The sequence below is a fragment of the Flavobacterium lacisediminis genome (assembly GCF_025909975.1).
Lineage (GTDB): Bacteria > Bacteroidota > Bacteroidia > Flavobacteriales > Flavobacteriaceae > Flavobacterium > Flavobacterium lacisediminis.
On record NZ_JAPCIO010000002.1, the window covers coordinates 1 to 24,825 of the forward strand.

General features: G+C 32.2%; 22 protein-coding genes. 5 read left to right on the plus strand and 17 right to left on the minus strand.

Going from position 1 to position 24,825, the window contains the following annotated elements; genetic code table 11:
- Positions 1–2,131 (plus strand): LamG-like jellyroll fold domain-containing protein (locus OJ995_RS02565; RefSeq protein WP_264368020.1); only part of this gene is annotated, 2,131 nt, incomplete at its 5' end.
- Positions 2,132–2,256: 125 nt separating this feature from the next.
- Here OJ995_RS02565 and OJ995_RS02570 read toward each other — a convergent pair.
- The 8 genes from OJ995_RS02570 to rplM all read right to left on the minus strand — a co-directional run bounded on the left by OJ995_RS02570 (position 2,257) and on the right by rplM (position 10,235).
- Positions 2,257–2,469 (minus strand): VF530 family protein, encoded by a 213-nt coding sequence (locus tag OJ995_RS02570; protein WP_264368021.1) that lies wholly within the window; start codon positions 2,467–2,469, stop codon positions 2,257–2,259.
- 4 nt (positions 2,470–2,473) lie between these two features.
- A complete protein-coding gene (locus OJ995_RS02575) occupies positions 2,474–3,034 on the minus strand; it encodes a DNA-3-methyladenine glycosylase I (protein ID WP_264368022.1) in 561 nt (186 codons plus the stop codon).
- Positions 3,024–3,683 carry a queuosine precursor transporter gene (locus OJ995_RS02580; protein ID WP_264368023.1) on the minus strand — a complete coding sequence of 220 codons (660 nt, stop codon included), beginning with the start codon at positions 3,681–3,683 and terminating at the stop codon, positions 3,024–3,026. The genes OJ995_RS02575 and OJ995_RS02580 overlap by 11 nt, the downstream gene beginning before the upstream one ends.
- 1 nt (position 3,684) lies before the next feature.
- Positions 3,685–7,386, minus strand: a complete 3,702-nt coding sequence (locus OJ995_RS02585; protein ID WP_264368024.1) for a TraB/GumN family protein — start codon at positions 7,384–7,386, stop codon at positions 3,685–3,687.
- Positions 7,387–7,495: 109 nt separating this feature from the next.
- Positions 7,496–8,317, minus strand: coding sequence for a translation elongation factor Ts (gene tsf / locus OJ995_RS02590; RefSeq protein ID WP_264368025.1), 822 nt, complete (start codon positions 8,315–8,317; stop codon positions 7,496–7,498).
- A 139-nt stretch (positions 8,318–8,456) separates the two neighbouring features.
- Positions 8,457–9,218, minus strand: a complete 762-nt coding sequence (gene rpsB / locus OJ995_RS02595) for a 30S ribosomal protein S2 (RefSeq protein ID WP_008256012.1) — start codon at positions 9,216–9,218, stop codon at positions 8,457–8,459.
- 175 nt (positions 9,219–9,393) lie between these two features.
- Entirely contained in the window at positions 9,394–9,780 is a 387-nt protein-coding gene (gene rpsI, locus OJ995_RS02600) for a 30S ribosomal protein S9 (protein WP_008256015.1), read from the minus strand.
- Positions 9,780–10,235: a 50S ribosomal protein L13 gene (gene rplM / locus OJ995_RS02605; protein WP_133608466.1), complete on the minus strand. Its 456-nt coding sequence runs from the start codon at positions 10,233–10,235 to the stop codon at positions 9,780–9,782. The genes rpsI and rplM overlap by 1 nt, the downstream gene beginning before the upstream one ends.
- Positions 10,236–10,432: 197 nt before the next feature.
- On the opposite strand from rplM, the gene OJ995_RS02610 reads away from it, so the two are divergent.
- Both OJ995_RS02610 and OJ995_RS02615 read left to right on the plus strand, forming a co-directional pair.
- Positions 10,433–11,458 carry a LacI family DNA-binding transcriptional regulator gene (locus OJ995_RS02610; RefSeq protein ID WP_264368026.1) on the plus strand — a complete coding sequence of 342 codons (1,026 nt, stop codon included), beginning with the start codon at positions 10,433–10,435 and terminating at the stop codon, positions 11,456–11,458.
- A 183-nt stretch (positions 11,459–11,641) separates the two neighbouring features.
- Positions 11,642–12,124, plus strand: coding sequence for a hypothetical protein (locus OJ995_RS02615; protein WP_264368027.1), 483 nt, complete (start codon positions 11,642–11,644; stop codon positions 12,122–12,124).
- Between the two features lie 44 nt (positions 12,125–12,168).
- Here OJ995_RS02615 and OJ995_RS02620 read toward each other — a convergent pair whose 3' ends face one another.
- From OJ995_RS02620 to polA, 7 genes are all read right to left on the minus strand, one after another.
- Positions 12,169–12,879, minus strand: coding sequence for a nicotinamide mononucleotide transporter family protein (locus tag OJ995_RS02620; protein ID WP_264368028.1), 711 nt, complete (start codon positions 12,877–12,879; stop codon positions 12,169–12,171).
- A 1-nt stretch (position 12,880) separates the two neighbouring features.
- Entirely contained in the window at positions 12,881–14,188 is a 1,308-nt protein-coding gene (locus OJ995_RS02625) for a serine hydrolase domain-containing protein (RefSeq protein WP_264368029.1), read from the minus strand.
- Between the two features lie 41 nt (positions 14,189–14,229).
- On the minus strand, positions 14,230–14,871 hold the full coding sequence (locus OJ995_RS02630; protein WP_264368030.1) for an SdpI family protein: 642 nt from the start codon (positions 14,869–14,871) through the stop codon (positions 14,230–14,232).
- 3 nt (positions 14,872–14,874) lie between these two features.
- A complete protein-coding gene (locus OJ995_RS02635) occupies positions 14,875–15,129 on the minus strand; it encodes an autorepressor SdpR family transcription factor (RefSeq protein ID WP_008256034.1) in 255 nt (84 codons plus the stop codon).
- Positions 15,130–15,197: 68 nt separating this feature from the next.
- Entirely contained in the window at positions 15,198–15,620 is a 423-nt protein-coding gene (locus OJ995_RS02640) for a DUF1493 family protein (protein ID WP_264368031.1), read from the minus strand.
- The gene (locus tag OJ995_RS02645; protein ID WP_264368032.1) at positions 15,610–16,149 is read right to left on the minus strand and encodes a hypothetical protein; all 540 of its coding nucleotides are present in this window, start codon (positions 16,147–16,149) and stop codon (positions 15,610–15,612) included. Before OJ995_RS02645 ends, OJ995_RS02640 begins: the two co-directional genes overlap by 11 nt.
- 97 nt (positions 16,150–16,246) lie before the next feature.
- On the minus strand, positions 16,247–19,099 hold the full coding sequence (gene polA / locus OJ995_RS02650; protein ID WP_264368033.1) for a DNA polymerase I: 2,853 nt from the start codon (positions 19,097–19,099) through the stop codon (positions 16,247–16,249).
- 124 nt (positions 19,100–19,223) lie between these two features.
- Between polA and OJ995_RS02655 the strand changes: the two genes are divergently transcribed.
- Together OJ995_RS02655 and OJ995_RS02660 are read left to right on the plus strand one after the other, a co-directional pair.
- The gene (locus tag OJ995_RS02655) at positions 19,224–20,453 is read left to right on the plus strand and encodes a metallophosphoesterase (protein ID WP_264368035.1); all 1,230 of its coding nucleotides are present in this window, start codon (positions 19,224–19,226) and stop codon (positions 20,451–20,453) included.
- 73 nt (positions 20,454–20,526) lie between these two features.
- The gene (locus OJ995_RS02660) at positions 20,527–20,823 is read left to right on the plus strand and encodes a thioredoxin family protein (protein WP_026724375.1); all 297 of its coding nucleotides are present in this window, start codon (positions 20,527–20,529) and stop codon (positions 20,821–20,823) included.
- On the opposite strand, the gene OJ995_RS02665 is transcribed toward OJ995_RS02660, so the two are convergent.
- Positions 20,820–21,458 carry a polysaccharide deacetylase family protein gene (locus OJ995_RS02665; RefSeq protein ID WP_264368036.1) on the minus strand — a complete coding sequence of 213 codons (639 nt, stop codon included), beginning with the start codon at positions 21,456–21,458 and terminating at the stop codon, positions 20,820–20,822. The two genes, OJ995_RS02660 and OJ995_RS02665, sit on opposite strands and share 4 nt — an antisense overlap.
- Before the next feature lie 76 nt (positions 21,459–21,534).
- Positions 21,535–24,735: a glycosyltransferase family 117 protein gene (locus tag OJ995_RS02670; RefSeq protein ID WP_264368037.1), complete on the minus strand. Its 3,201-nt coding sequence runs from the start codon at positions 24,733–24,735 to the stop codon at positions 21,535–21,537.
- Positions 24,736–24,825 lie beyond the last annotated feature (90 nt).

Sequence of the window (24,825 nt, forward strand, 5' to 3'; positions counted from 1 at the left end):
TACTCCAGTTTTTTATGCTCAAGGAGCAACAGCATCAGCATTAACTGCAACAGTAGGTGCAAACGGAACAGGATTATTATGGTATACTACAGCAACAGGTGGTGTAGGTTCAGCTACTGCTCCAACTCCTTCAACTGCTACGGTTGGAAATACTTCTTATTGGGTTTCTTCTACAAATGCAAATGGATGTGAGAGTGCAAGAACAGAAATTGTTGTGACGGTGTCTTTGCCTGCAACTCACTTAAATTTTGATGGTTCAAATGATATGGTTGGGTTAGGTAGTTCGTTATCGAGCACATTAAATGGAGCTAATTTCTTTACAGCCGAAGCTTGGATTAATGTTCCAAATACTACTGGAGTAAAAACTATTGTTGGGAATCATATTTCGAATGGAGCTCAATTCAATTTAAGAATTGATGGATCAAGACTAAATGGATTTTTAGGTTTTGGAGCATATGGAGCTAACACTTCTGTTGGTTCAATTGTAGCAAATACTTGGCATCATGTTGCAATGGTTTATAATGATACCACATTGAAACTTTATATAGATGGAATAGAAGCAGCATCAGTAAACATCCCTCTAGCTTACAGTTTACAAACATCTGCTCAGCCTTATATGATTGGTGCTTCAGGATATGGTGGTGAATTCTTTAACGGATCAATTGATGAAGTTAAAATATGGAATATAGCAAAAACACCAGATCAATTATTAGCCACTAAAAATTGCGAATTACAAGGGACAGAGTCTGGTTTGATAGCTTATTATAAATTCAATCAAGGAGTTGATCAAGCTAACAATTCAGCAATTACGACATTGTTAGCAACAACAGGGCCTAACGGAACAATAACAAATTTCACATTAAACGGATCTACTTCTAACTTTTTAGTAGGTTCACCTGTAGCAACAGGTTCAATTGTGCCTTCGGTGGCATCAGTAACAACACCAGTAACTTATAATCAAGGAGACACAGCTTCTGCTTTAACTGCTACAACTGGTGCAAATGGAACAGGATTAATGTGGTATACTACAGCAACAGGAGGAACAGGTTCTACAACAGCTCCAACTCCAAGTACTGCTACTGCAGGAAACACTTCTTATTGGGTTTCTTCAACAAATGCAAATGGTTGTGAGAGTACCAGAGTTGAAATTGTGGTAACAGTTAACGCACCTGCACCTGCAACTCATTTGAATTTTGATGGAATTGATGATGTGGTAGATTTGGGTTCTGGATTAACTACTTATTTTACAGGTAAAACAAAAGTTACTATCCAAGCTTGGGTAAGATCTGAAACTAATTCTGGTTTAGGAACTATTGTAGGTAATTATAATTATCCAACGAATAATAATTCTATGCAAATGATGCTAAGACGTGATGGAGCAAATTATGCTTTTTGGTTAGATAGCGGAAGTGGTTATACAAGTGTATCAGCTGTAGGTTCTGTTGTTCTAAATACTTGGCAACATGTTACTGGAACTTGGGATGGAACTACAATGAGAATCTATATTGACGGAGTATTAGCTAATTCATCTGCAAAAACAGGAGTAATTCCTTCGAGAACAACTAGTTTTAGTATTGGATCTAATACGTCTGAAAGATTTGATGGTGATATAGACGAAGTAAGATTGTGGGATATGGCTTTAACAGCTACAGATATTATGAATACAATGAATTGTGAAGCACAATCACAACCTGAATTAGTTGCTTATTACAAGTTTAACCAAGGTAATGATAGCGTGAACAATTCAACAGTTACTTCACTTCTTGACAGTTCTAGTAATGCAAACAATGGAACTTTAACTAGTTTTGCTTTAACAGGAGCTACTTCAAACTGGAGATCAGGTTCAACAATTACAATAGGTAATACTTGTGCAACTTTAGGAAATTCAGATTTTGAAAATGTAAATAGTATTACTATTTATCCTAACCCTTCAACGGGAATTTTCAATATTGTTTCGCAACAAAATGTTTCAGTAGAAATTTATGATTTATTAGGAAAATTAGTTTACAATCAATCATTAGCTAATGGAACAAATAGTATTGATATTTCAAACATTAATACTGGAGTTTATTTACTTAAAGTTACAGATGCTAATGGTAATTCTGAGTCACATAAATTGATTAAAAATTAATGAAGTTTCTCTATAAATATAAGTTTGAAATTTTATTAATACTACTTTATGTAATATTAACTTTGCTAGGTATTTATATTTATAGTTTGTAAATAAAAGGCTGTCATCTGACAGCCTTTTTGTTTTTAAAGTTTAGGCAAAGTTCTTACATACAATTCCTCAACTTTTTTTCTTGCCCAATCCGTTTTTCTTAAGAATTTTAAGCTTGAATTTATTGATGGATTTTCTTTGAAGCAATTGATGTTAATGAGTTCTGCCAAAGTATCAAAACCATAAAAGTCAACTAATTGTTCTACAATGGATTTTAATGATTTTCCGTGAAGTGGGTCGTTACTCATATTTTTATTTTCTTGTGTGACAATTTACAACATGGTCATTCACCATTCCAGTAGCTTGCATGTGTGCATACATAACAGTTGAACCTACAAATTTAAATCCACGCTTTTTCATGTCTTTGCTTAATGCGTCTGAAATAGGTGTAGTTGCTTTTACTTCGCTTAAGGTTTTAGGTTGGTTGTCAATTGGTTTTCCATCCACAAATCCCCAAATATATTTGGAGAAACTTCCAAATTCTTCCTGCACTTCTATAAAAGCTTGTGCATTGGTTATTGTTGCTTTAATTTTTAATTTGTTTCTAATAATTCCAGTATCTTCTGCTAATTGCGCCATTTTATCTTCTGAATAATTGGCAATTTTTTTCAAATCGAAATTATCAAATGCTCTTCTGAAATTTTCTCTTTTGGCTAAAACAGTATACCAACTTAATCCCGCTTGAAATGTTTCTAAAATCAAAAATTCGAAAATAGTTTCATCATCATAAACTGGTTTTCCCCATTCGTTATCGTGATAATTGCGGTATAAATCATCTTTTTCGCACCAAGCGCATCTTTGTTTAGTTTCCATGTTTTTCTGCTCCTAAATAGTTGTCAATTAAATAATGTCCGAGATAAATTAAAGGCGTTAAACAAATAGCAATTCCTAGTTTAACTGAATATCCTGTAAATGCAGATGCTACAAACGTTTCGCCGTTTATTTTTCCAGGTAACCAAAAGGCAATTCCCAAAACAATAAAACTATCAAATAATTGTGAAATTACAGTTGAACCTGTACTTCTTAACCAAAGCATTTTCTTTCCAGTTCGGTTTTTTACAAAGTGAAAAATAGTGACGTCAATTAATTGCGATACCAAAAAAGCAGTAATACTTCCTACTATAATCCACATACTTTGACCAAATACCGCATTAAATTGATCGTCAGATATTAATCCATCACCTTTTACTGCTGGAATTTGAAGTCCTATTAGTAATAAAAAAAAGGTATAGGCAATTAAACCAGCGGTTATGAATGATAATTTTTTTACACCTTTTTCACCAAAATACTCGTTGATTAAATCTGTGGTGATGAACACAATGGGCCAAGGTAAAATACCTAAACTCATTACGGTGTTGCCAACATGGATTAATTTTCCACCAATTAATTCCGCAACTAATGCATTGGTAATGAAAATCCCAGCTAAAACAACGTATATAATGTCTTTTTTTCTATGAAACATACTAATAGTCTTCTAAATCACCAAAAAGATTATTATTCATTTTTAATTTACCATAAGAGGCTCTTCTGTGATTATCGTTTAACGATTCGTCTATCATGCTTTTAATTATGGCATCTATTTCTTTTTCTTCTAAATAGGTTTTGGCATTTAATTTACAATATTCCTTAATGTTAATTTTTCCATTTTCAATGATAAATGCAATGCCACTTATTTGTTGTTGATTTGAATTATATGAATTCTCTTCGATGTTTATTTTCTTGAAGAAGAAATACATGATTTTTTTACCATTAAATCGAATTTCCTTAGAATCATAGAATGACAATGAGTCTTTTTTCTTATCGATGTCTTCCGAGTAAATTTCGGCAGCCATGGCAATAGTTTTTTCATCGTATTTCGTTAAGAACGAATTTTGTTTCATGTGATGCATCATTAAAAACCCAATAAACTGAATTTTTTCATTTCCAACAATTTTATCCATTGTTTGTGAATCAACTTGGTTGGTTTTTTCCAATTGTACTTCGGCAAAAGCTAAATCTAATTCTTCAATGTTTAAATCGGTTGCTTTTTTAAATAGTTGTGCCACATCTTTTTCTGCTTTAAACGGATATAAAATGGTATAATAACTAATGAAATCTTCTATTGGAGCTTCGTCTTCTTCATAATATTCGTCTTCATCTTCGTTTTTGAAGTTTTGTTTACTTTTCCAACTAGCTAAACGTTTGTACTCTAGTTTTGCATTAGTTAAAATCATTTTTTTGTACGATTTTAATTTTTTTGCATTACCATGATTTTTTAGTAAAAGTTGATGTGTAAAAGAAACAATAGGCTCATGAAACTCTTTAATGCTGTAGTATTGAAAAATATTTGGAAACAAAACCTGACTATTTTCTAAATCTTCTTCAAAATGATTAAAGAGTCCAATAATTTCATATTCATTGTCTGAAATTGGTAAATCATATTCTAACAATTCTAAAATTTTCTTGTATGCTTCTTTGCTTTTTTGAAAGGTCAATGCTCTTAAAACGGCAAACTGAATAACAGTATTTGTGTTTTCTTTCTTGTAAGCATTTTCTAAATATGTAATGACTTCAGGCGATTTGATTTGACCTAATTTTTCATATAATTCCCCTAAAATTTCAGTTTCATCATCTTTGAATTTAAAAGTATTTAGGAAGGTTTTAAACTTTGGTAAATCTTCTTTTCCAACAGTTAAATGCTCTATTGATTTTAAGGCAGAATAACGAATACTGTCGTGTTTACTTCTAACATCGCTTAAAAATAAGTCCATTTTATTTTCTAAAATGTTCTCTGTGTTTTTGTTTTCTAGAGCAATCGAATGGAATGTTTTTTCTACAAATGGATCTTTATTGTCATAGTCTTTTGCAACCAACGTTGATAGCTCGTAAATGGTATTTCCGTTTAATAATAACTTGTATTTAATAGCTTGTTTTGAACTTGGTTTAGAAACCATAGCTTCAAAAGTATGAACGTTTTTATCTTTGTCGAAACTAATTTTTTCGTCAATAATTTTTAGTTTTTCTTCTTTTGGAAATAACTTTTTATCCCAATCTGAAAACATATAATCGGAAGCTAAATTGAAATCTTCCTCTGGAATTGGCACTTCAATTACTTCATTATCCCCTTCGATATCTGCTGGGGTTTCATTTACAGTAATATCTCCAATAATTTGTTTGCGATAATTTTTCCAGATAGAATCTAATGATTTTTCAGACTCATAACGATGATATTTGTAATAGTTAAGTTGAATGATAGAACCATTACTTCCTAAAAATTGGTAGTTTTTTGACTGCGCCGTAAAATGGTTTTTCTTTTTACTTCCGTTTTGAAGTTCTCTTTCAACTAAAAAGTCTAAGTGTTCATTCTGTTTTTCTGGAATTTCGATACTAAAGTGATTGGTAGTGTCTCGGAATATTCTATAACTTTCAGGATCTATAGAAGGTTTAATCTCAAACGAGTCAAAAAAACGTTTAGCATCTGTTTCTTCTGCATTAACTGTACCTAAAAGATAATATTTGTTGCCATTTAATTGCGATTTCAATTGAATTTCTCTGTTTTCAATACTCGATTTAGAGAAGAAAGCAATTCGGTCTTTATTGAACTTAGTTTGGGTAGAATCTAACTCATGTTGAGCATAAAATTCTTGGTGAATTCGCTTCAATTCGTATTCCGAATTTTCTAAATTATCAATTTCAGGAAGCGTTTTTTCGATTAAAAAGTAAAAGCTCTTTTTCTTTTCATCTAGAGCCGTAATAGCAATATCCGAATTGTCTTTACTATTGTTTTTATTTCCAATGTAAGTATTGTAAGCTGGAACTTGTACTTCAAAATTTCCTTTTCTTGGACTGATTTTTTCCCAAGTGTTTTTATTGTCTTTTAATTCGATTTTTGAAAAAATATCTTCTTCAAAACGTCTTACATAATCGCCTTCACCGCCCATAATTACTGTAATAATTTCTAGCGGAGTAATGTAATAGCGATAACGTTGCGCGTTGCCTGTTTTGGTTTTACTTTTAATGTCGTAAACCCAATAATTTTTTTCCTGAAACGATTTTTTTTCTAGAATTTCTCCTGGAATATTTTCATAAAACAAACTGTCTAATGTTTTGATATTGAATGTTTTGTTTTTCTTGTTTATGAAATCGTTTAAAAGTTTTCTTTTTACATTTACAAAGCCTCCATTTACTAAATCTGGAGATTCTAAATCTTCTCCATTTTCTAAAACAATTTCAAATAGTGGTAATGAAATCATACCATCGGCAGTTGTTCTGTTTTTTAATTCTGGCTTTGTGAAGTATTCTTCTATTTGTTTTTTAGCTGCTTTTCCTTTTTCGGTGTAGTTTCCAAATACGGGTGTTACTTTATATCCTTTAGCTCTAAGTAATTCGATTACTCCTTTTGGACCTGGCAAGTGAGCGGCTCCAATAGCACTAAACAAACTTCCGGTTTTCATTATCGAATCCATGTTTTTAACCATTTCAACGTTTCGGTCAAAAAGCATGGCTTTTAAAAACGATTTTGGTGAACTTAACATGGTTAACGAATCAATCATGTCTAAGTCTTTTTCTCTGTAATAATCGTTAAGTGCTTGGTCGTAGGATTTGTTTTTTAAAATTTTTAAAATGGCTTGACGGTTTTTATCCACTTCACTTTCGTCCATTTTAGCTTGTGCCATCATGATGTTTAAAGTGGATTGCTTTACGTCTTCTAAACCTACGGTTCTTTTGTTGTATTTTCTACCTGTTCTGTAGATAAACATATCTAGATAGGTTTCTTCTTGATAATCTTTTTGTGCTTCGTCAGTTCTAGTAAGTAAACTTATAAGGTTATAATTACTACTTCTAAACAATGGGTATAAATTATCTTTTTCAATCGGTTTGATGTAAAAATTGGTGTAAAATTTCCCTTGATTAGTATATTGACTATAAAAGCTAAACAAATCAAAAAGCGTAGTCCAAGTTCTTGGTTCGCTTTCATTGGCTACAATATCAGCCTCTTGAAGGTGTTTAAAAAAATTATCGGATAAATGATATGAAACCTTATCGCTTACGTGCATAGAGCCGTAAACATATGATTTCTTTTGTAAGCCATTACCGCTAATTTCCCACAGCAAACTTTGGTATTTTTTTTCTTGTGCAAATAAGGAAACTGATACAAGGGCTAATAGAAGAGCAATTTTTTTCAAGGCTATTTTATTTTTTTCGATTACCCCAAATATACAGTATTTTGAAAAGAAAAAAACCTTAACTCTTGTTAAAGAATTAAGGTTTTGTATTTATGTGTTTAGAATATGATTATCCTAAAGCAACTCTTTTGAATCCAGACACAGTTAAGTTAGCGTCAACTGATTTAATGTAAGCAGCAACACTCATAGAACTATCTTTGATATAATCTTGGTTTACTAAAGTGTTATCTTTGTAGAAACGTTGGATTTTACCTTTAGAGATATTGTCTAACATAGCTTCTGGTTTACCTTCAGCTCTTAATTGTTCTTTAGCAATTTCGATTTCTTTTTCAATGATTGCAGCATCAACACCAGCTTCGTTTAAAGCAATTGGGTTCATAGCAGCAGCTTGCATTGCTACGTTTTTAGCAGCTTCGTCAGCTCCATCAACGTTTGCAGATAAAGCCACTAAAGTAGCAATTTTACCAGCGTGGATGTAAGATCCAACAAATGCACCTTCTAATCTTTCAAAAGCACCGATTTCGATTTTTTCTCCGATAACTCCAGTTTGCTCGATTAATTTATCAGCAACAGTAATTCCGTTGAAATCAGAAGCTAATAATTCTTCTTTAGTAGCATAGTTTAACGCTTGGTTAGCTAAATCTGTAGCTAATTTTACGAAAGATTCGTTTTTACCTACGAAATCAGTTTCACAGTTTAATGTAATAGCTACACCAGCTGTTTTGTCTGCGTTGATAACAGCAATAGCAGCACCTTCAGTAGATTCTCTATCTGAACGGTTAGCAGCTACTTTTTGACCTTTTTTTCTTAAGTTTTCGATAGCTAAATCGAAATCTCCTTCTGCTTCCACTAATGCTTTCTTGCAATCCATCATTCCAGCACCAGTGATAGTTCTTAATTTATTTACGTCTGCAGCAGTAATATTTGCCATTTTGTATTTTTTTTAATTTGTTGTTTATAAAAGTAAAAAATCCCAATCACTAAATCCCAAATTCCAATTTTACTAAATTGCTAACTAAAAGTTAGAACAAGTTTGGAATTTGGAATTTAATTCTTGGAATTTAATTTATTTATGCTTCAGTTTCAGTAGCAGGAGCTTCAGTAGCTTCTACTTCTTTAGCTGGTAATTCGTCTTTTTCAACTTTTCTATCAGAAAGACCTTCGATTAAAGCAGCAGATACTAAAGATAAAACTTTATCAATAGATTTAGAAGCATCATCATTAGCAGGAATAACGAAATCAATTGGACGTGGATCCGAGTTCGTATCTACCATTGCGAAAACTGGAATGTTTAATTTTTGTGCTTCTTTAATTGCAATATGCTCAGCTTTAACGTCTACTACAAAAAGAGCTGCTGGAAGTCTAGACATGTCAGCAATAGAACCTAAGTTTTTCTCTAATTTAGCACGTAAACGATCTACTTGTAATCTTTCTTTTTTAGATAAAGTCATGAAAGTACCGTCTTTCTTCATTCTATCAATAGAAGCCATTTTTTTAACAGCTTTACGGATAGTTACGAAGTTAGTTAACATACCACCTGGCCATCTTTCAGTGATGTAAGGCATGTTACATGCAGCTGCTTTCTCAGCAACGATATCTTTTGCTTGTTTTTTGGTAGCAACGAATAATACTTTTCTACCAGATGCAGCAATTTTTTTCAAAGCTTCGTTAGCTTCTTCAATTTTAGCTGCAGTTTTATATAGGTTAATGATATGAATACCATTACGCTCCATATAAATGTAAGGAGCCATGTTTGGATCCCATTTACGAGTCATGTGTCCGAAATGTACACCTGCTTCTAATAACTCTTTAACGTCAATTTTGTTTGCCATTGTGTAATAGTTTACGTTCCGTGATTAGCAATTTTCAAGTAGTCACTTGCGTTGGTCTTGAAAATTTAGATGCTAAACTAATTCCCTTTTTACAAGGAATATCGACAACTTTGTTTTTAATTCAATTTTAATTGTAAAAATGTATCTGAAAAAATATTCTGATAAATATCGAATATTAACGTTTCGAGAATTGGAATCTCTTACGTGCTTTTTTCTGACCGAATTTTTTACGTTCAACCATTCTAGGATCTCTTGTTAATAATCCTTCTGGTTTAAGGATAGCTCTGTTTTCAGCCTCAACTTCACACATTGCTCTTGCAATAGCCATTCTCACAGCTTCTGCTTGTCCTGTTGAACCACCACCATATACGTTTACTTTAACGTCAAAGTTTGATGCATTTTCTGTCATAGACATTGGTTGCATAACTTTGTACTGTAAAGTTGCAGTTGGGAAGTAGTTAGTGAATTCTCTTTTGTTAACAGTGATTTTTCCTGTTCCTTCTGAAACATAAACACGTGCAACAGCGCATTTTCTTCTACCGATTTTGTGAATAACTCCCATTACTTAAGATCGTTTAGGTTAACGGTTTTAGGTGTTTGAGCAGCATGTTTGTGCTCAGAACCTACATATACATTTAAATTACGGAATAATTCAGCACCTAATTTGTTTTTAGGTAACATTCCTTTGATAGCTTTTTCTACTAATAATGCAGGGTTTTTTTGTTGCATTACTTTAGCAGTTAAAGTTCTTTGACCTCCTGGGTAACCTGTGTGTCTGATGTACGTTTTGTCATCTAACTTGTTACCAGTAAGGTTGATTTTTTCTGCGTTGATAACAATTACGTTATCTCCACAATCAACGTGCGGTGTATAACTTGGCTTGTATTTACCTCTTAAAAGCATTGCTACTTTTGTAGATAAACGACCTAAGTTATGCCCTTCAGCGTCCACAACAATCCACTGCTTGTCTGCAGTTGCTTTGTTGGCTGATACTGTTTTGTAGCTTAATGTGTTCACAATAATTAATTTAAATTAAACATTCCATTCCCAATAAAGGGAGTGCAAAAGTACAATTATTTATTAGATTTGCAAACCCCTTATAGAAAATATTATTTTTTCTAATTTATTAAAGTCCATACCATTATGTAAAATTCGAGTGGAGTTGTTTTTTTTAATTCAAGAAATACACTATTTTTACCTCTTAACTGATATTTATGAAAGCAAAAGCAACTCTAAAACAAATTGCCCTAGAATTTGGCGTATCAATATCTACTGTTTCTAAAGCATTAAGTGATAGTCCAGAAATCAGTGAAGCTACCAAAATAAAAATTCAAGAGTATGCCGCTTTGCAGAATTACAAACCTAATAGTATTGCCAAGAATTTAAAAAATCAGCGTACTAATACTATAGGTGTAATTATTCCTAATATTTTAAATCCATTTTTTGCGAAAGTTTTCAGTGGTATTGAAAAAGAAGCTTTATCAAAAGGGTATAATGTGATTACCGGAATTTCAAATGAATCTTTCAATAAAGAGCAGCAAGTTATGGACATGTTGAACAATGGAACTATTGATGGTTTCATTGTGGCTATTGCTGAAGAAACGCAATCCTTAAAAGAGTATAAACATTTTAAAGATATCATGAATAGCGGAACGCCTATCGTTATGTTTGATAGAGTAGCCGATGGTATTAACTGCGATAAAGTGGTGGTAGACGATTTTGATTCGGCTTATGATGCTACTTCGCATTTGATAAAATTGGGAAGTAAAAAAATCGCTTTACTTTCTACGATAAATAATTTGAGTGTTGGAAAATTGCGTTTAGAAGGTTACCAAAAAGCCATTTCCGATGGGAATATGCCAATTGATAATAAGTTAATTATTTTAGAAACTTCAATTGAAGATTTCGATTTGAAATTACAAGAGTTAATTGCTTCTAAAAAGATGGATGCTATTTTTGCTTTGGACGAACACAGTGCAACAGCTGCTATGAAAATGGCGCTTAAAAAAGGAATCAAAATTCCAGAAGAGTTAAATATTATTGGTTTTGCCGATGGTGTTTGGTCAAGACGATTAACTCCGAGTTTATCTACGGTAAGTCAACACGCACCGGAAATTGGAGCCAAAGCTGCAGAACTGTTAATTCACAAACTTAATTCTAAAGACGAGTTTTACCAACCGAAAACTGTCGTAATTAAAACGGAGTTGCGTCAGAGAGAATCTACTAGGAAATTGAATTAATTTAGAAAATATATTATGAGAGTTTTAAATTTCTACTTTGTAATTTTGGTTATAATCTTGATTTTTAGTTGTAGCGAAAAGGCTCAAAATAATATAATCGCAAAAGATAGCACAACAATCAATCAATCAAATATTGATAGCACAGAATTAACAAATCTTGTTAGGCAAGTTTATGAGTGGCACATGAATAACGAAACTGAGGATTTTCCTTATAAATATGAGGATGAACGAGATAGTATTTTTATTGGAATAGACTGGGATAAATATCAAAACAATACCGAGGTTTTCAAAATGACTAATTTCTTCAGCATCGAATTCTTGAACAAACACAAAGAAATAGCTAAAAATATAGATGCTTCAATTAGGAAAGCAGACTTAAAATGGAGAAATAGGAATGATGGAATATCACTTTGGGAAACTGGTGCTGATGATTGGTGCGGCTGTCAAGATTATCCAGATAATTATTGGAAAACATTAACTATTGATAGTTTGGTAATAAATAAAGATATTGCCAGCTTTATTTGGACTTGGGATGAACAAATGTCTCATACCTATAGAGTAAAAGCTAATAAAGAAAATGGTAAGTGGAAAATTAATTCTCTAAATGGGTTTAAGTATTTTTACACAACTCAAGAGTATGAAAAAATGATGAAAGAGGATAATTAAAATCTAAAGAGTATTAATTTAAATATTCAATTTGGAAATTTATTTTAATTCTGCATCTTCTTATCATCCTTCCAAGTAATATAACCCAAAATCGCATTGAACATATAAAACACATATTTTGCTGTGTTGGCAATGTTCATCAGCATTACATTTTGTACAATTTTGAATAAATTATATACTTGCCAATTGATCCAATTGTCGGGATACATTCTACCTATATTAAATGTGCCACCAAAACTAATTCCGGCCGGAATAGCAATGGCAAAAAATAATTTCCAATCAATCGCTTTGTCTGAAAATGTAGTGAAAGCAATGTAATTCAGTACTAGTGAAAGGAGTAAGCCTATTGCCATATTTCGGAAAAAGATACCATCAATCGCATTCAAATATTGTTTTTTCTTCCAAATTCTAAAGGCAAAATAGTTTCCAAAAAACGAAACAGGATACGTTAAAATCGCACCGATATTTCCTAAAAGAAAATCGATACTTCCACTTAATAAGGTATTACAAGTACTAATTAAATTTCCAATGTTGTTTTTCTTGGTGACCAATCGAGTCGCCATCATGGATAAGCAAGTGTTTAAAATCGAAAAGTAACCCAAGTAAAACGAGTAATTCTTTCCATCGAAACTAAAATCGTAAGTAGTTTTATAATATTCTAAATACACCGAAACGCCCACCACCAAAACCACTCCAATGATATCGAGATATTTACTATTGGTAATACTTTTGATGGTAGCGAGGGTGTTCTGCATATTATTCTTTTGTAAAGTTAAACTTCATTCCGCCCTGATTTAGTACAAAAGTGTTGTCACCAAATACCATTTCAATTCCAGCTCCTGTAAATACAAAAGTATTTTCTTTTTTAAAGGTTAAGGGAAATGCGCTTTGACCAGTTGCTTGGGCTAATAATTCCCCATTTTTTTCTGTAACAGTTATTTTTAAAGGTAAATCTTTAGATGCATAAGTTCCTGTGTATTTTACTAATTCCTTTGCGTCTATTTTTGTAAAAACAGGAAATGGGAAAGGCATTTTATAATAGATACTTAAGATTCCTATCATAATGTCGTTTCGGTTGAAATTTTCGCCATTTACAATTAAGGAAACTCCTAATTTTTCTGTTGGATAATAACCAACAACTGCTCTAAAACTTTCTATTCCGCCCGTGTGACCATAAAAACGTCTTTCTCCAAACGGAAATTGCACTAAAGCTTTTCCATAACCATCTTTGATTTCTTTCATTTGTTCTAAAGAAGCGGGTTTTACTAATTTTCCTTCAAAAAGTGCATACATAAATCGGGTTAAATCGGCAGGAGTTGAAATGATGGCTCCGGCTGAATAGGCAATCGAATTATCCCATTCTTCAATTTTCCCCCATGTTTCTCCGTTGAACATATAAGAATAACTTTCATTATTTGCTGAGTTAATCTTTTCTTGAGGAAAATAGGTATTGGTTAATTCTGCTTTTTTTGAAATTCTATTTTGAACGTTTTCAGCATATGATTTTTTAGTAATCGATTCGATGATATAGCCTAATAAACTGTAATTTGAGTTGCTATATTCGTGTTTTGTTCCAGGTTCGAATAACGGTTGATAAGCAGTTATCTTGTTAATCATTTCTTCTTTTGTATGAAGACGATAAATGTTTTGCCCAGTTATGGTATCACCATTAAGGTAGTCTACAATTCCTGTTCTATGGTGCAATAAGTCGTAAATCGAAATTTTTTCAGCATTTGGGATTTTTGGGTAAAATCGATTCAGTTTGGTTTGAAGTGTTAGTTTTTTTTCTTCAATCAATTGCATGATTATTACCGCTGTAAATGTTTTGGTAATTGAGCCTATTTTATATTTCGTTAAGCGATCGGCTTTAATTCCTTTTTCAACATCAGCAAAACCATAGGCTTTATTGAAAACAACGTTTTCACCTTCACGAATGGTTAACGAACCCATAAATTTGTTATTGCTATTTAAATAGGTTAGTAAACTATCTATTTTTTCAAATTTTTCTTGTCCAAAAGTGAAAGTAGAAATGGCAAATACAAAAAGTAATAGTAATTTCTTCATGATTTTTTGTTTTACTAATTAGTAGTTGAGATTTTATTTTGTTACTGATTTTTGATTTTTTTGAATTCTAAATAGGAATAAACAATCGGAACAATTGTAATAACGGCAGTAATTCCTAAAAAAGTATACAATTGCATTTCGTTTGGTAACAAAAATGTAAACGCCATTAAAAGTCCGCCTACGAACCATAGTTTCCCACCTAGAATATGTGTTTTTTTCCAAACTTCTTCGTTTTCTAATGTCCAAGGGGTTTTGATTCCAATGAAATAATTCGGTTTTATGGTTTTGAAATAATTACCTAAAAAAGCAAAAAGCAAGCCAATAATTGCAAACACAAATCCAGGATTACTGCTTTTTTGTTGCACACTGTACAAAATAAAAACCGCTAAACCCGACATGAATAAAGTAAGAATCATTCGTAAATTATTCAGTTTGTTGCCCATGTTTTGTAATTTTTGCTTTGGATCTATGAACGGAATCACTAAAAAGATGATGTAAGTAATTCCTACCAACATAAATAGCATGACAACCAATTCTTTTTTATCGCCATAGCGGTCAATCTCTCCAGCGCCATTCCAATGCATGGGTACTTTTTCTGGCAAACGATTCCAAATGTAAATTAGATAAACAAAAGGAATTAATGCAATTGCTAAAAACGGAATTTCTTTTTTAAACTTCTCCATACTTTATTTTTTTAAGGTAATAATCCATTGTAAAATGTCGTCAACAATTGTAGTGTTTAAAGAATAGACTACAAATTGTCCTTTTTTCTCGCTCGTGACTAAATCGGCACGTTTTAAAATATCTAAATGATGCGAAATACTGGGTTTTGAAATATGAAATTGGTCCGCAATATCGCCAGCCGTCATTTCCTGTTTGCGCAGCAATTCCAGAATATCTCTTCTGGTTTCGTCGTTTAAGGCTTTGAAAATTGCGTTCATATTAATTTAAATATTTAGACAAATATCTAAATATTATTTGAAATGGCAAAATGATTGGAAGAAATTTATCACATTACATTAATTAAGAATCCAATAATTGCCAGGATTAAGGTGACAATTAATACAATTTTATTAAGTAGAATGTCTTTTCTTTTTTCAGGAAGTTTATGATATGGATAATTAATTTCCCATTTTTTTGTTTCAGCAAACTTTGTTAGCATTTTTGGTGTAATTGGAATCCTTTTAACCAATTTGTCAGGAGATTTATAAAAATATCCTCCAATGCTATTCCAACTTCCTTCTTCTTCATGATGAAAATACCATAAGAAGTTTGATATATCAACATCATATTTTTTGGAAAACTTTTCTATTAATTCATAACAATCATCGCCGCTAATTCTTACTGTTTCAAAAATATCAGAATTCGACTGAAGATTGGATTTCCAATATTCTGTTTCAATGAAATCAATTATTTCTTTTTCAGTAATCATTAAGAATCTCTTTAATCTTATCTTTTCCAGATTTACTTAATCCGCCATATTTCATGTTTGGCGAAAAAGGAATTGATTTCGTCATTCCACAACCTTCAAAACAAAGCCAAATTTTACCAACTTCAACTTCATTTTCGTCAAAAAATCTCAAAATATATTCAGATTCGTCTAAACTCCAAGTAGTTTCTCCCCAACTAAAATTTTCTGGGTTATTAAAGAAGTTTAATAGTTTAATTTTATCAGTTTCAGAAATATCTTTCGAAGTTAATCGACTTATTAAAAATTTGTTTTGATACAATTTAACCTTGGCAACTTTCTTTCTTGGGAATTTATATTCTTCATTTCCAAAATTCTCTTTATAAGCTTTTTCTTGTTCTTCCGAAGTTTTGTGCATAAAAAATGTTTTTAATTCTTCATCAGGAGTAACAATTGAATAATATTGATTTCTATCATTAATGTCATTAATCATTATAATTACTACAGAAACTATAATGATTAAAATTATTATGATTTTCTTTAAAATTTTCATTTAAATTAAATTATGAGATTTCTCCTACGTCGAAATGACAAAACTAATCCAACTGCCAACTGCTCCCGAAGTTTCGGGATGTCCACTGACCACTTTCCTAATGCGCTTCCAACCAGTTTTTACCCAATCCAATTTCCACATCCAACGGAACTGCCATTTTGAATGCGTTTTCCATTTCGTGTTTGATCATTGGTTGAATTTTTTCTAATTCGGAGTTGTGTACATCAAATACTAATTCGTCATGCACTTGCAATAACATTTTTGATTTCCAATTTTCAGAAGTCAATTTTTTGTGGATGTTAATCATCGCAATTTTAATAATATCCGCAGCCGAACCTTGTATTGGCGCATTCACCGCATTTCGTTCCGCACCACCACGAACAATTGCGTTGGCTGAGTTGATGTCTTTTAAATAACGTCTTCTTCCTGAAATGGTTTCTACATAACCGTTTTCTCTAGCAAAATCCACTTGCTCTTGGATAAACGATTTTAATCTTGGATAGGTTTTGTAATAAGCTTCAATTAAATCCGCACTTTCTTTTCTTGATAAGTTGGTTTGGTTGCTCAATCCAAATGCCGAAACGCCATAAATAATTCCGAAGTTCACGGTTTTCGCGTGACTTCTTTGCTCTTTGGTAACTTCGTCTAAAGGCACATTGAATACTTTTGCAGCCGTACTTTTATGAATGTCTTCGTGATTTTGAAACGCTTTAATCATGTTTTCTTCACCGCATAAAGCAGCAATAATTCGCAATTCAATTTGAGAATAATCGGCAGAAAGTAAGGTGTAATTTTCATCGCGTGCAATGAAAGCTTTTCTAATTTGTCTTCCTCTTTCGGTACGAATAGGGATGTTTTGTAAGTTTGGATTATTCGAACTCAAACGACCTGTAGCGGCAACCGTTTGCATATAATCGGTATGCACTCGACCTGTTTTTTTATCAACTTGATTTGGTAACGCATCAATATACGTACTTTGTAATTTCACCATTTGACGCCATTCTAAAATATCGCGCACAATTTGATGTTCATTTGCCAAATAACTCAACACTTCTTCACCAGTAGCATACTGACCGGTTTTGGTTTTCTTTTGTTTCGCGCCACCAATTTTTAGTTTGTCGAATAAAATATCGCCTAACTGTTTTGGAGAAGCCAAATTGAATTTCTCACCAGCAGTTTCATAAATTTGTTGTTCCAATGCATCGATTTCTTTTTGCATGTCAACCGACATACTTTTTAGAAATTCCACATCCAAACGAATACCTTCTTTTTCCATATCCGCTAAAACAGGAACTAACGGAATTTCGATTTCGTCAAACAATTTTTTAGTGCCTACTTTTTCTAAAATAGGTTGGAAATGTTCTTTTAATTGGAAAGTAATATCGGCATCTTCAGTTGCATATTCTTTAATGTCTTCCAAAGGAACATCGCGCATCGACAATTGATTTTTACCTTTTTTACCAATTAAAGTTTCAACCGATTTTGGCGCATATTTCAAATACGTTTCCGACAATACATCCATATTATGACGCATATCAGGATTAATCAGATAATGCGCAATCATGGTGTCGAATAATTTTCCTTTGACTTGAATGTTGTAATTCGAAAGAATTTTCAAGTCGTATTTCATGTTCTGACCGATTTTTTCGATGTTTTCATTTTCGAAGAATGGTCGGAATTTTTCAATTAATGTTTGTGCTTCTTCCTGATTTTCTGGAAACGGAACGTAAAATCCTTTTCCTTTTTCGAAAGAGAACGACATTCCTACTAACTCGGCATTCAAAGCGTCAATTCCAGTAGTTTCAGTATCAAAACAAACCGAAGTTTGATTCAATAGATTTTGCATTAATAATTTTACTGGTAAATCGCCTTGAATAATTTGGTAAAAATGCGTCGTGTTTTCTAACGTTGCATAATACGAATGATTCGCAGTTGATTCATCCGATTCATCACTAAAACCGAATAAATCAAATTGGTCTTCGTTTGATTTTTTTGCAGGCGCTTTTTTAGTAGGTTGTGGAGTGTCTGAATTAGTTCCGTTAGAATCAATCTCGTCATATTCTTTTCCGCTTCCAAAAAGTTTATCAAACTGCGCTTTCATTTGGCGGAATTCTAGTTCCTGAAACAAAGCATCCGTTTTTTCAACATCGGGTTTTGATAATTCGTAATCGTCAGCATCAAAAGTCACCGGACAATCGAGTAGGATAGTAGCTAACTTTTTCGATAAAAGTCCTAACTCTTTATTCGCCTCGATTTTTTCTTTCATCGCACCTTTCAATTGATGCGTGTTGGCTAATAAATTTTCTAAAGTTCCGTATTCCGCTAAGAATTTTTTAGCTGTTTTTTCGCCAACGCCAGGTAATCCCGGAATATTATCGGCAGAATCGCCCATCATTCCTAAGAAATCAATTACTTGGTCTGGACGCTCGATTTCGAATTTTTCTAAGACTTCAGGAATTCCCCAAATCTCGATATCGTTACCCATTCGGGCAGGTTTGTACATGAAAATATTTTCTGAAACCAATTGGGCAAAATCCTTATCAGGTGTCACCATGAAAACTTGAAAACCTTCTTTTTCGGCTTGTTTTGCTAAAGTTCCAATTAAATCATCGGCTTCAAAACCCGCTTTTTCGATAATTGGAATATGCATCGCCTTTAATAATTCTTGAATATAGGGAACAGCAATTTTAATCGCTTCTGGCGTTTCGTCACGGTGCGCTTTGTATTCTTGATACATTTCAAAACGATAATCGCTTCCACCTTTATCAAAAGCTACGGCTAAATGATCTGGTTTTTCGCGTTTAATTACATCCATTAAAGAATTCATGAATCCCATAATGGCCGAAGTATCCATTCCTTTCGAATTGATACGAGGATTTTTTATAAAAGCATAATACCCACGAAAGATAAGCGCGTAAGCATCAAGAAGGAAAAGACGTTTTTGTGACATTGTTCTGAAATTTCATTTAAAATGTAAAAGTACAATTCTTTGCTTAAAAAAACTTTGTTAAAATTCATTTAATGCAGCATCAATTTGTCTAACTTGTTCCTTACTTTGCAAAAAAAAAGAGCTAATGATTCGTTGGATTGTTTTTTTAGTATTTGTTGTCATTCTGGAAATCTATGCTTTTCAGGCGTTTAAGACTTTGATAAAATCGAAGTGGTTTTTTATTTTCTATTATATAACATCTGCAATCGCTTTATTTTATATTGTTTATCAATTATATCATTTTGATAGAAGTGTAGGGCAAACACCAAAAACCATGTTGACTTTTGGGTTGTTGTTACTACTTTATGTGCCAAAATTATTATTGACTATCATATTATTTGGAGAAGACATTATCCGCTTTTTTGCTGGATTAATTGGCGTGATAACAAAAAGTGGTTCTGAAGGTTTTTTACCTGAAAGAAGACGTTTTGTAAGTCAGATTGCTTTAGGAATAGCTGCTATTCCGTTTGCTTCATTTTTATATGGAATTACCATTGGAAAATACAATTACAAAGTAATCAAACAAACCTTGTTTTTTCCTGATTTGCCAGATGCTTTTGATGGTACCACGATTACTCACATTTCGGATGTTCACAGTGGAAGTTTTGATGATGCAGAGAAAATCCAATATGCGATTGATTTGATTAATGAGCAAAATTCGGATATGGTTTTGTTTACTGGAGATATCGTAAATACACACGCTACCGAAATGGATCCTTGGATTGATACTTTCAAAGGAATTCATAATCCGAAATTCGGAAAGTTTTCTATTTTAGGAAATCATGATTATGGCGAATATTTAGATTGGAAATCTCAAGCTGAAAAACAAGCTAATTTTGAAGGAATAAAAGCGATTCATGATAAAATTGATTTCAAATTATTGTTGAATGAACATGTGAAAATCAAAAAAGACAATCAGGAATTAGCAATTGTTGGAGTTGAAAACTGGGGAAGAAAATTTGGTGAACGAGGAGATTTAAAATTAGCTTCAAAAGGTTTAAAGAAAGAAGATTTTAAAATTGTAATGAGTCACGATCCAAGTCATTGGGATGAGAAAATTCAGCACGATGACAATCATTATCATTTAACGCTTTCTGGTCATACACATGGTTTCCAATTTGGGATAGAAATTCCGGGTTGGGTAAAATGGAGTCCTGTGCAATATGTTTACAAACAATGGGCTGGATTGTATGAAAATGCGGGAAGATATATTTATGTAAATCGGGGTTTTGGCTTCCATGCTTATCCTGGTAGAGTAGGAATTATGCCCGAAATAACGGTTATTGAACTAAAAAAAGGAGAAAATGTAGCGTAATTCAGTAAAAATGCTACATTTGTATATTATTTTCGTGTGAAAATTATTTTTTTGATACTAATAAATTCAATTTATGTCAAAATTTGGAGAACTTATCGATGCTCAAGTACCTGTACTTATCGATTTTTTTACAGAGTGGAATGAACCTTCAGTAGCTATGAATGAAGTAATTCGTCACGTTGCGGCTGCTTTAGGAGATAAAGCACGTGTAATTAAAATTGATGTGGATAAAAATCAGGAATTAGCTGAAGCGCTTCGTATTAAAGGTTTGCCTACTTTAATGATTTATAAAGAAGGTCAAATGGTATGGAGACAAAGCGGCGAACTTGATGCGAATACATTGATTTCTTTAGTGCAAGAACAAGCCTAAGAAATTACATCAAAAACAAACCCCTTATCTTTTAAAATTTGTATTGCTTTTGGTAATGCATATTTCAGATTTTTTTCTGCTTTCAGGCTATCGTGAAATACGATAATGCTTCCTTGTTCTGTATTTGAAATTGCGTTTTCTAAACATTTTTCTGCTGAAATGGTTGAGTCAAAATCATAACTCAAAACATCCCACATGATTATTTTATAACCAAATTGTCGAATTGCTTTTGATTGACTTGGTTTGATTTTTCCGTAAGGAGGACGGAAGAGTTTTGAGTTTTGAGTTTCGAGTTTCGAGTGTTCAGTTTCGCACAACTTGAAATTATCGATGTAATGATTAGTATCGGTTTTCCAACCGTTTAAATGGTTGAAGGTGTGGTTTCCTGTTTGATGGCCTTCAGACAAAATTCTTTTATAAACTTCTGGATGCCTTTTGATATTATCACCAATACAAAAGAATGTCGCCTTGATTTCTTCGGATTTTAAAATATCTAAAACCCATTCGGTTACGTCAGGAATTGGGCCATCATCAAAAGTTAAATAGATTTTTTTATCCGAATTTGGAATATCCCAAACCAGATTATTGAAAATCTTTTTAATCCATTTATTTGTTTTTACCCAATTGAAGTTCATCTTGTAAAATTAGTATAAAAAAAATGTTCCAAACGAAATTTCTTTCACTTGGAACATTTTATATTTTGAAAATTAGTTATTCCATTTTTCTTCCAAAACGTTCAAACATTTTGTTGAAATTATTGAACTTCACTTTTTCTTTGTTATAGAATTCTATATCCCCAGCCGATTCAGCAACTTGAAGTAAACTTCTGTAGTATTCAATGTCACTTACAATATCCATAGCTCCAAAGTTTTGTTCACTTGGTTTCCAGCTGTTATAGAACGTTAAATTTTCTTGGTATTTTTTAATGACTTCAGAAATAATAGCTCTTGCTTTTTCTTTTTTACCTACTTCGTAATAACCAATCGCAAATGGCTCAAGCATTGAATAATACTCAAAATATTGAACAGGCATTTTTTCCATTGCCAAGTCAATAACTTTTTCTGCTTTATTCATTTTACCTTCCATGATTAAAGCTTCCATTAAGCGAGCTAAATTCGTTCTATAGCTAATACTGTTTTTACGTGTTTCAGGATCGTGATAGATAATCGATTTACCGCTATTACCCCAATCCCATTTCATTACAATATTGTACATTTTATCAGCATCAATTTGTCCCATTTTCATTGGACTTGGAGATTCTGCAGGCGTTTTAATTGGTACTAATTTAAAACACATTCCGTCTAATTGAAGGTAATCTTTCATCCAAAGATAATCGTCCTCACCAAAACTTCCACCAGTAAAATAGATAGGGCGTTTCCAGTTATTTTGATTTACGATGTCTAACATCATCAAACGATTTTTGTAAAGTGCATCATCTTTGATTTCAAATTCGATAGCAGGAACAATTGAATCATAAAATTTTTCTGAAACAGCTTTGTTTTTTATAACCGCTGCTTTGTCAATAGGGTAAATTACTTTTTTGGATGGGAAGTAATTAATTTTACGACCATTATTTAATTCAATTTTAGCTCTTTCATCATCTAGTGCAATGAATTTAATCATTTCATCTAATAATAAAGGTTCTTTAGTTCTTTCTACATACAAACTATAATCTCTATTACTTCCTTTGTATTGTTCTCTGTTAAAAGAACTAGGTATAGGCTCTGAATTGTGCGTTTTCATTTTCATTTGGTCAATGTACCAATCGGTCATGAATAAGCTTGTATTTACGATTCGAATATCGGTTCTATAGCCTTCAATTTCTTGCATGTACCATAATGGGAAAGTATCGTTATCACCAATGGTAAATAAAATGGCATTTGGTTCACAAGAATCTAAATATGCTTTCGCCATTGTTAACGCAGTGTCTTTGTTCGAACGATCATGGTCATCCCAGTTTTGAGCTGCTAAAACCACTGGAGAAGCTAATAATGAAACAGCCAACACAACAGGAATGGCTACTTTTGGTTGAATGTATTTTTTTAAAGTATCAAAAATGGCATAAATTCCATACCCAATCCACATGGCAAACACATAGAATGAACCTACTAATGCGTAATCTCTTTCTCTTGGTTCAAATGGTCTTTCGTTTAAATATATTTTTAATGCTAATCCAGTGAATAAAAATAAAGTAAGTAATACATAGAAACTTTTTACATCTCTTTTTGCATGAAATACCATTCCGATAATTGCTAAAATGAAAGGCAAGAAGAAATAAGTGTTTCTTCCTTTATTATTTTGCATGTCAGATGGTAGATTTTTTTGAGTTCCTATAAACATCTCATCAATAAAATCAATACCGCTTAACCAATTCCCATTAGTATTGTCGTATTTTCCTTGTACATCGCTTTGTCTTCCTACAAAATTCCATAGTAAATAACGTAAGTACATATATCCAAATTGATATTGTACCATAAATTTCATATTGTTAGCAAATGTTGGTTTGTCTACAATTAAATATTCACCATATCCTTTTAAGAATTTATCATAATCTGCTTCGTCAATTTCTCCAGCAGCGTGTGCTTTTCTAAATTGGGTTACAATTTGAACTAATTCGTCTTCATGAGCATATTCAGGATTAATTCTAAACTCTAATGGTTCAGTAAAAATCATGTAATTTTCTCTGTGTTCATTGCTCCACATTCTTGGTAATAATGCTTTATGAGCATCATCTGTATTTTGTTTCGCGTTGATATAATCGTTAGTAATGATGTATTTTTTTGTTTTATAATCACGCTCGTAGTTAGGCTTATCGTCTAAATAAGGAGTGACAGGATCTAAGCCAGAATAAGTGTCTGAAAATTGAGGGCCATAGAATAATTTTTGTTCTCCATATTGCTCACGATTGTAATAAGCTAAAACTTCTGCCGCATCTGAAGGTTTGTTTTCGTTAATTGGAGTGTTGGCATTTGCTCTAATTGGTAACATCATCCAAGTTGAAAATCCAATCAAGATGAAAAGAGTGGATAAGATTAATGTATTATAAAAAACATGTCCTTTTTTCTTGGTATAATTTAATCCAAAATAAAAAGCCGCAATAATTAAAATAAAGGCAAATATTGTTCCTGAGTTAAATGGCATTCCAAGGCTATTTACCATGAAAATTTCCGTTTTACCAAAGAAAGCTAATGTGTAAGGGAGTAAGAGTTTAAAAATGAAAAGTAAGATAGCAATGATAACCACATTTGCAATTAAGAAGCTTTTAATGGTTATATTATTGTATTTTTTGAAAAAATATAAAAACCCAATTGCAGGAAATGCTAATAAAGCCATAAAGTGAACACCAAATGAAAGTCCAATAACTAAAGAAATAATTAGTAACCATTTGTTGCCTCTTGGTGTGTTAAGTTCTTGTTCCCAACGTAATCCTAACCAAAATAATAATGCAATTAGAAAAGTTGCCATTGCATAAACTTCAGCTTCTACTGCATTATACCAAAAGCTATCGGTAAAAGTGAATGATAAACTTGCTACTGCAGCGCTACCTAAAATCATAATAGCATTGTTTGTTGAAAGTTCTTTTTCGTTACCAATTAATTTTTTTAATAATATGGTTAACGACCAGAACATAAAAAGAACTGTAAAAGCACTAGAGAATACAGAAAGGTAGTTTACCATCAAAGCTATTTTGTCTGGACTAAAGGCAAACATAGCAAAGAAAGCACCTAGCATTTGGAATAATGGTGCTCCAGGCGGGTGGCCTACTTCTAGGTTTGCTGAAGTTGCGATGTACTCACCACAATCCCAAAAACTCATTGTAGGTTCTACAGTTAATGAATAAGTAATTAATGCTACCATAAAAGTAGACCATCCTAAAATAGTGTTCCACTTTTTAAAGTTGAATGAATTCATATTATATTTTGATTTTTCTATATTCTCCTACAAAGAAACTATTTTTTTGTTTACGATTTCGGTTTAATAATTTTTTTAATATTTTTTTTA

Coding starts and splice junctions, on each gene's coding strand:
- tsf (WP_264368025.1), bottom strand. CDS start 8,317: ATGGCAAATATTACTGCTGCAGACGTAAATAAATTAAGAACTATCACT.
- OJ995_RS02615 (WP_264368027.1), top strand. CDS start 11,642: ATGAATAACGAAACTGAGGATTTTCCTTATAAATATGAGGATGAACGA.
- OJ995_RS02635 (WP_008256034.1), bottom strand. CDS start 15,129: ATGAACGCAATTTTCAAAGCCTTAAACGACGAAACCAGAAGAGATATT.
- OJ995_RS02580 (WP_264368023.1), bottom strand. CDS start 3,683: ATGTTTCATAGAAAAAAAGACATTATATACGTTGTTTTAGCTGGGATT.
- OJ995_RS02570 (WP_264368021.1), bottom strand. CDS start 2,469: ATGAGTAACGACCCACTTCACGGAAAATCATTAAAATCCATTGTAGAA.
- OJ995_RS02670 (WP_264368037.1), bottom strand. CDS start 24,735: ATGAATTCATTCAACTTTAAAAAGTGGAACACTATTTTAGGATGGTCT.
- OJ995_RS02625 (WP_264368029.1), bottom strand. CDS start 14,188: ATGAAGAAATTACTATTACTTTTTGTATTTGCCATTTCTACTTTCACT.
- OJ995_RS02630 (WP_264368030.1), bottom strand. CDS start 14,871: ATGGAGAAGTTTAAAAAAGAAATTCCGTTTTTAGCAATTGCATTAATT.
- rpsB (WP_008256012.1), bottom strand. CDS start 9,218: ATGGCAAACAAAATTGACGTTAAAGAGTTATTAGAAGCAGGTGTACAT.
- OJ995_RS02610 (WP_264368026.1), top strand. CDS start 10,433: ATGAAAGCAAAAGCAACTCTAAAACAAATTGCCCTAGAATTTGGCGTA.
- OJ995_RS02575 (WP_264368022.1), bottom strand. CDS start 3,034: ATGGAAACTAAACAAAGATGCGCTTGGTGCGAAAAAGATGATTTATAC.
- OJ995_RS02655 (WP_264368035.1), top strand. CDS start 19,224: ATGATTCGTTGGATTGTTTTTTTAGTATTTGTTGTCATTCTGGAAATC.
- rpsI (WP_008256015.1), bottom strand. CDS start 9,780: ATGGGAGTTATTCACAAAATCGGTAGAAGAAAATGCGCTGTTGCACGT.
- OJ995_RS02665 (WP_264368036.1), bottom strand. CDS start 21,458: ATGAACTTCAATTGGGTAAAAACAAATAAATGGATTAAAAAGATTTTC.
- OJ995_RS02640 (WP_264368031.1), bottom strand. CDS start 15,620: ATGATTACTGAAAAAGAAATAATTGATTTCATTGAAACAGAATATTGG.
- OJ995_RS02660 (WP_026724375.1), top strand. CDS start 20,527: ATGTCAAAATTTGGAGAACTTATCGATGCTCAAGTACCTGTACTTATC.
- OJ995_RS02645 (WP_264368032.1), bottom strand. CDS start 16,149: ATGAAAATTTTAAAGAAAATCATAATAATTTTAATCATTATAGTTTCT.
- polA (WP_264368033.1), bottom strand. CDS start 19,099: ATGTCACAAAAACGTCTTTTCCTTCTTGATGCTTACGCGCTTATCTTT.
- OJ995_RS02620 (WP_264368028.1), bottom strand. CDS start 12,879: ATGCAGAACACCCTCGCTACCATCAAAAGTATTACCAATAGTAAATAT.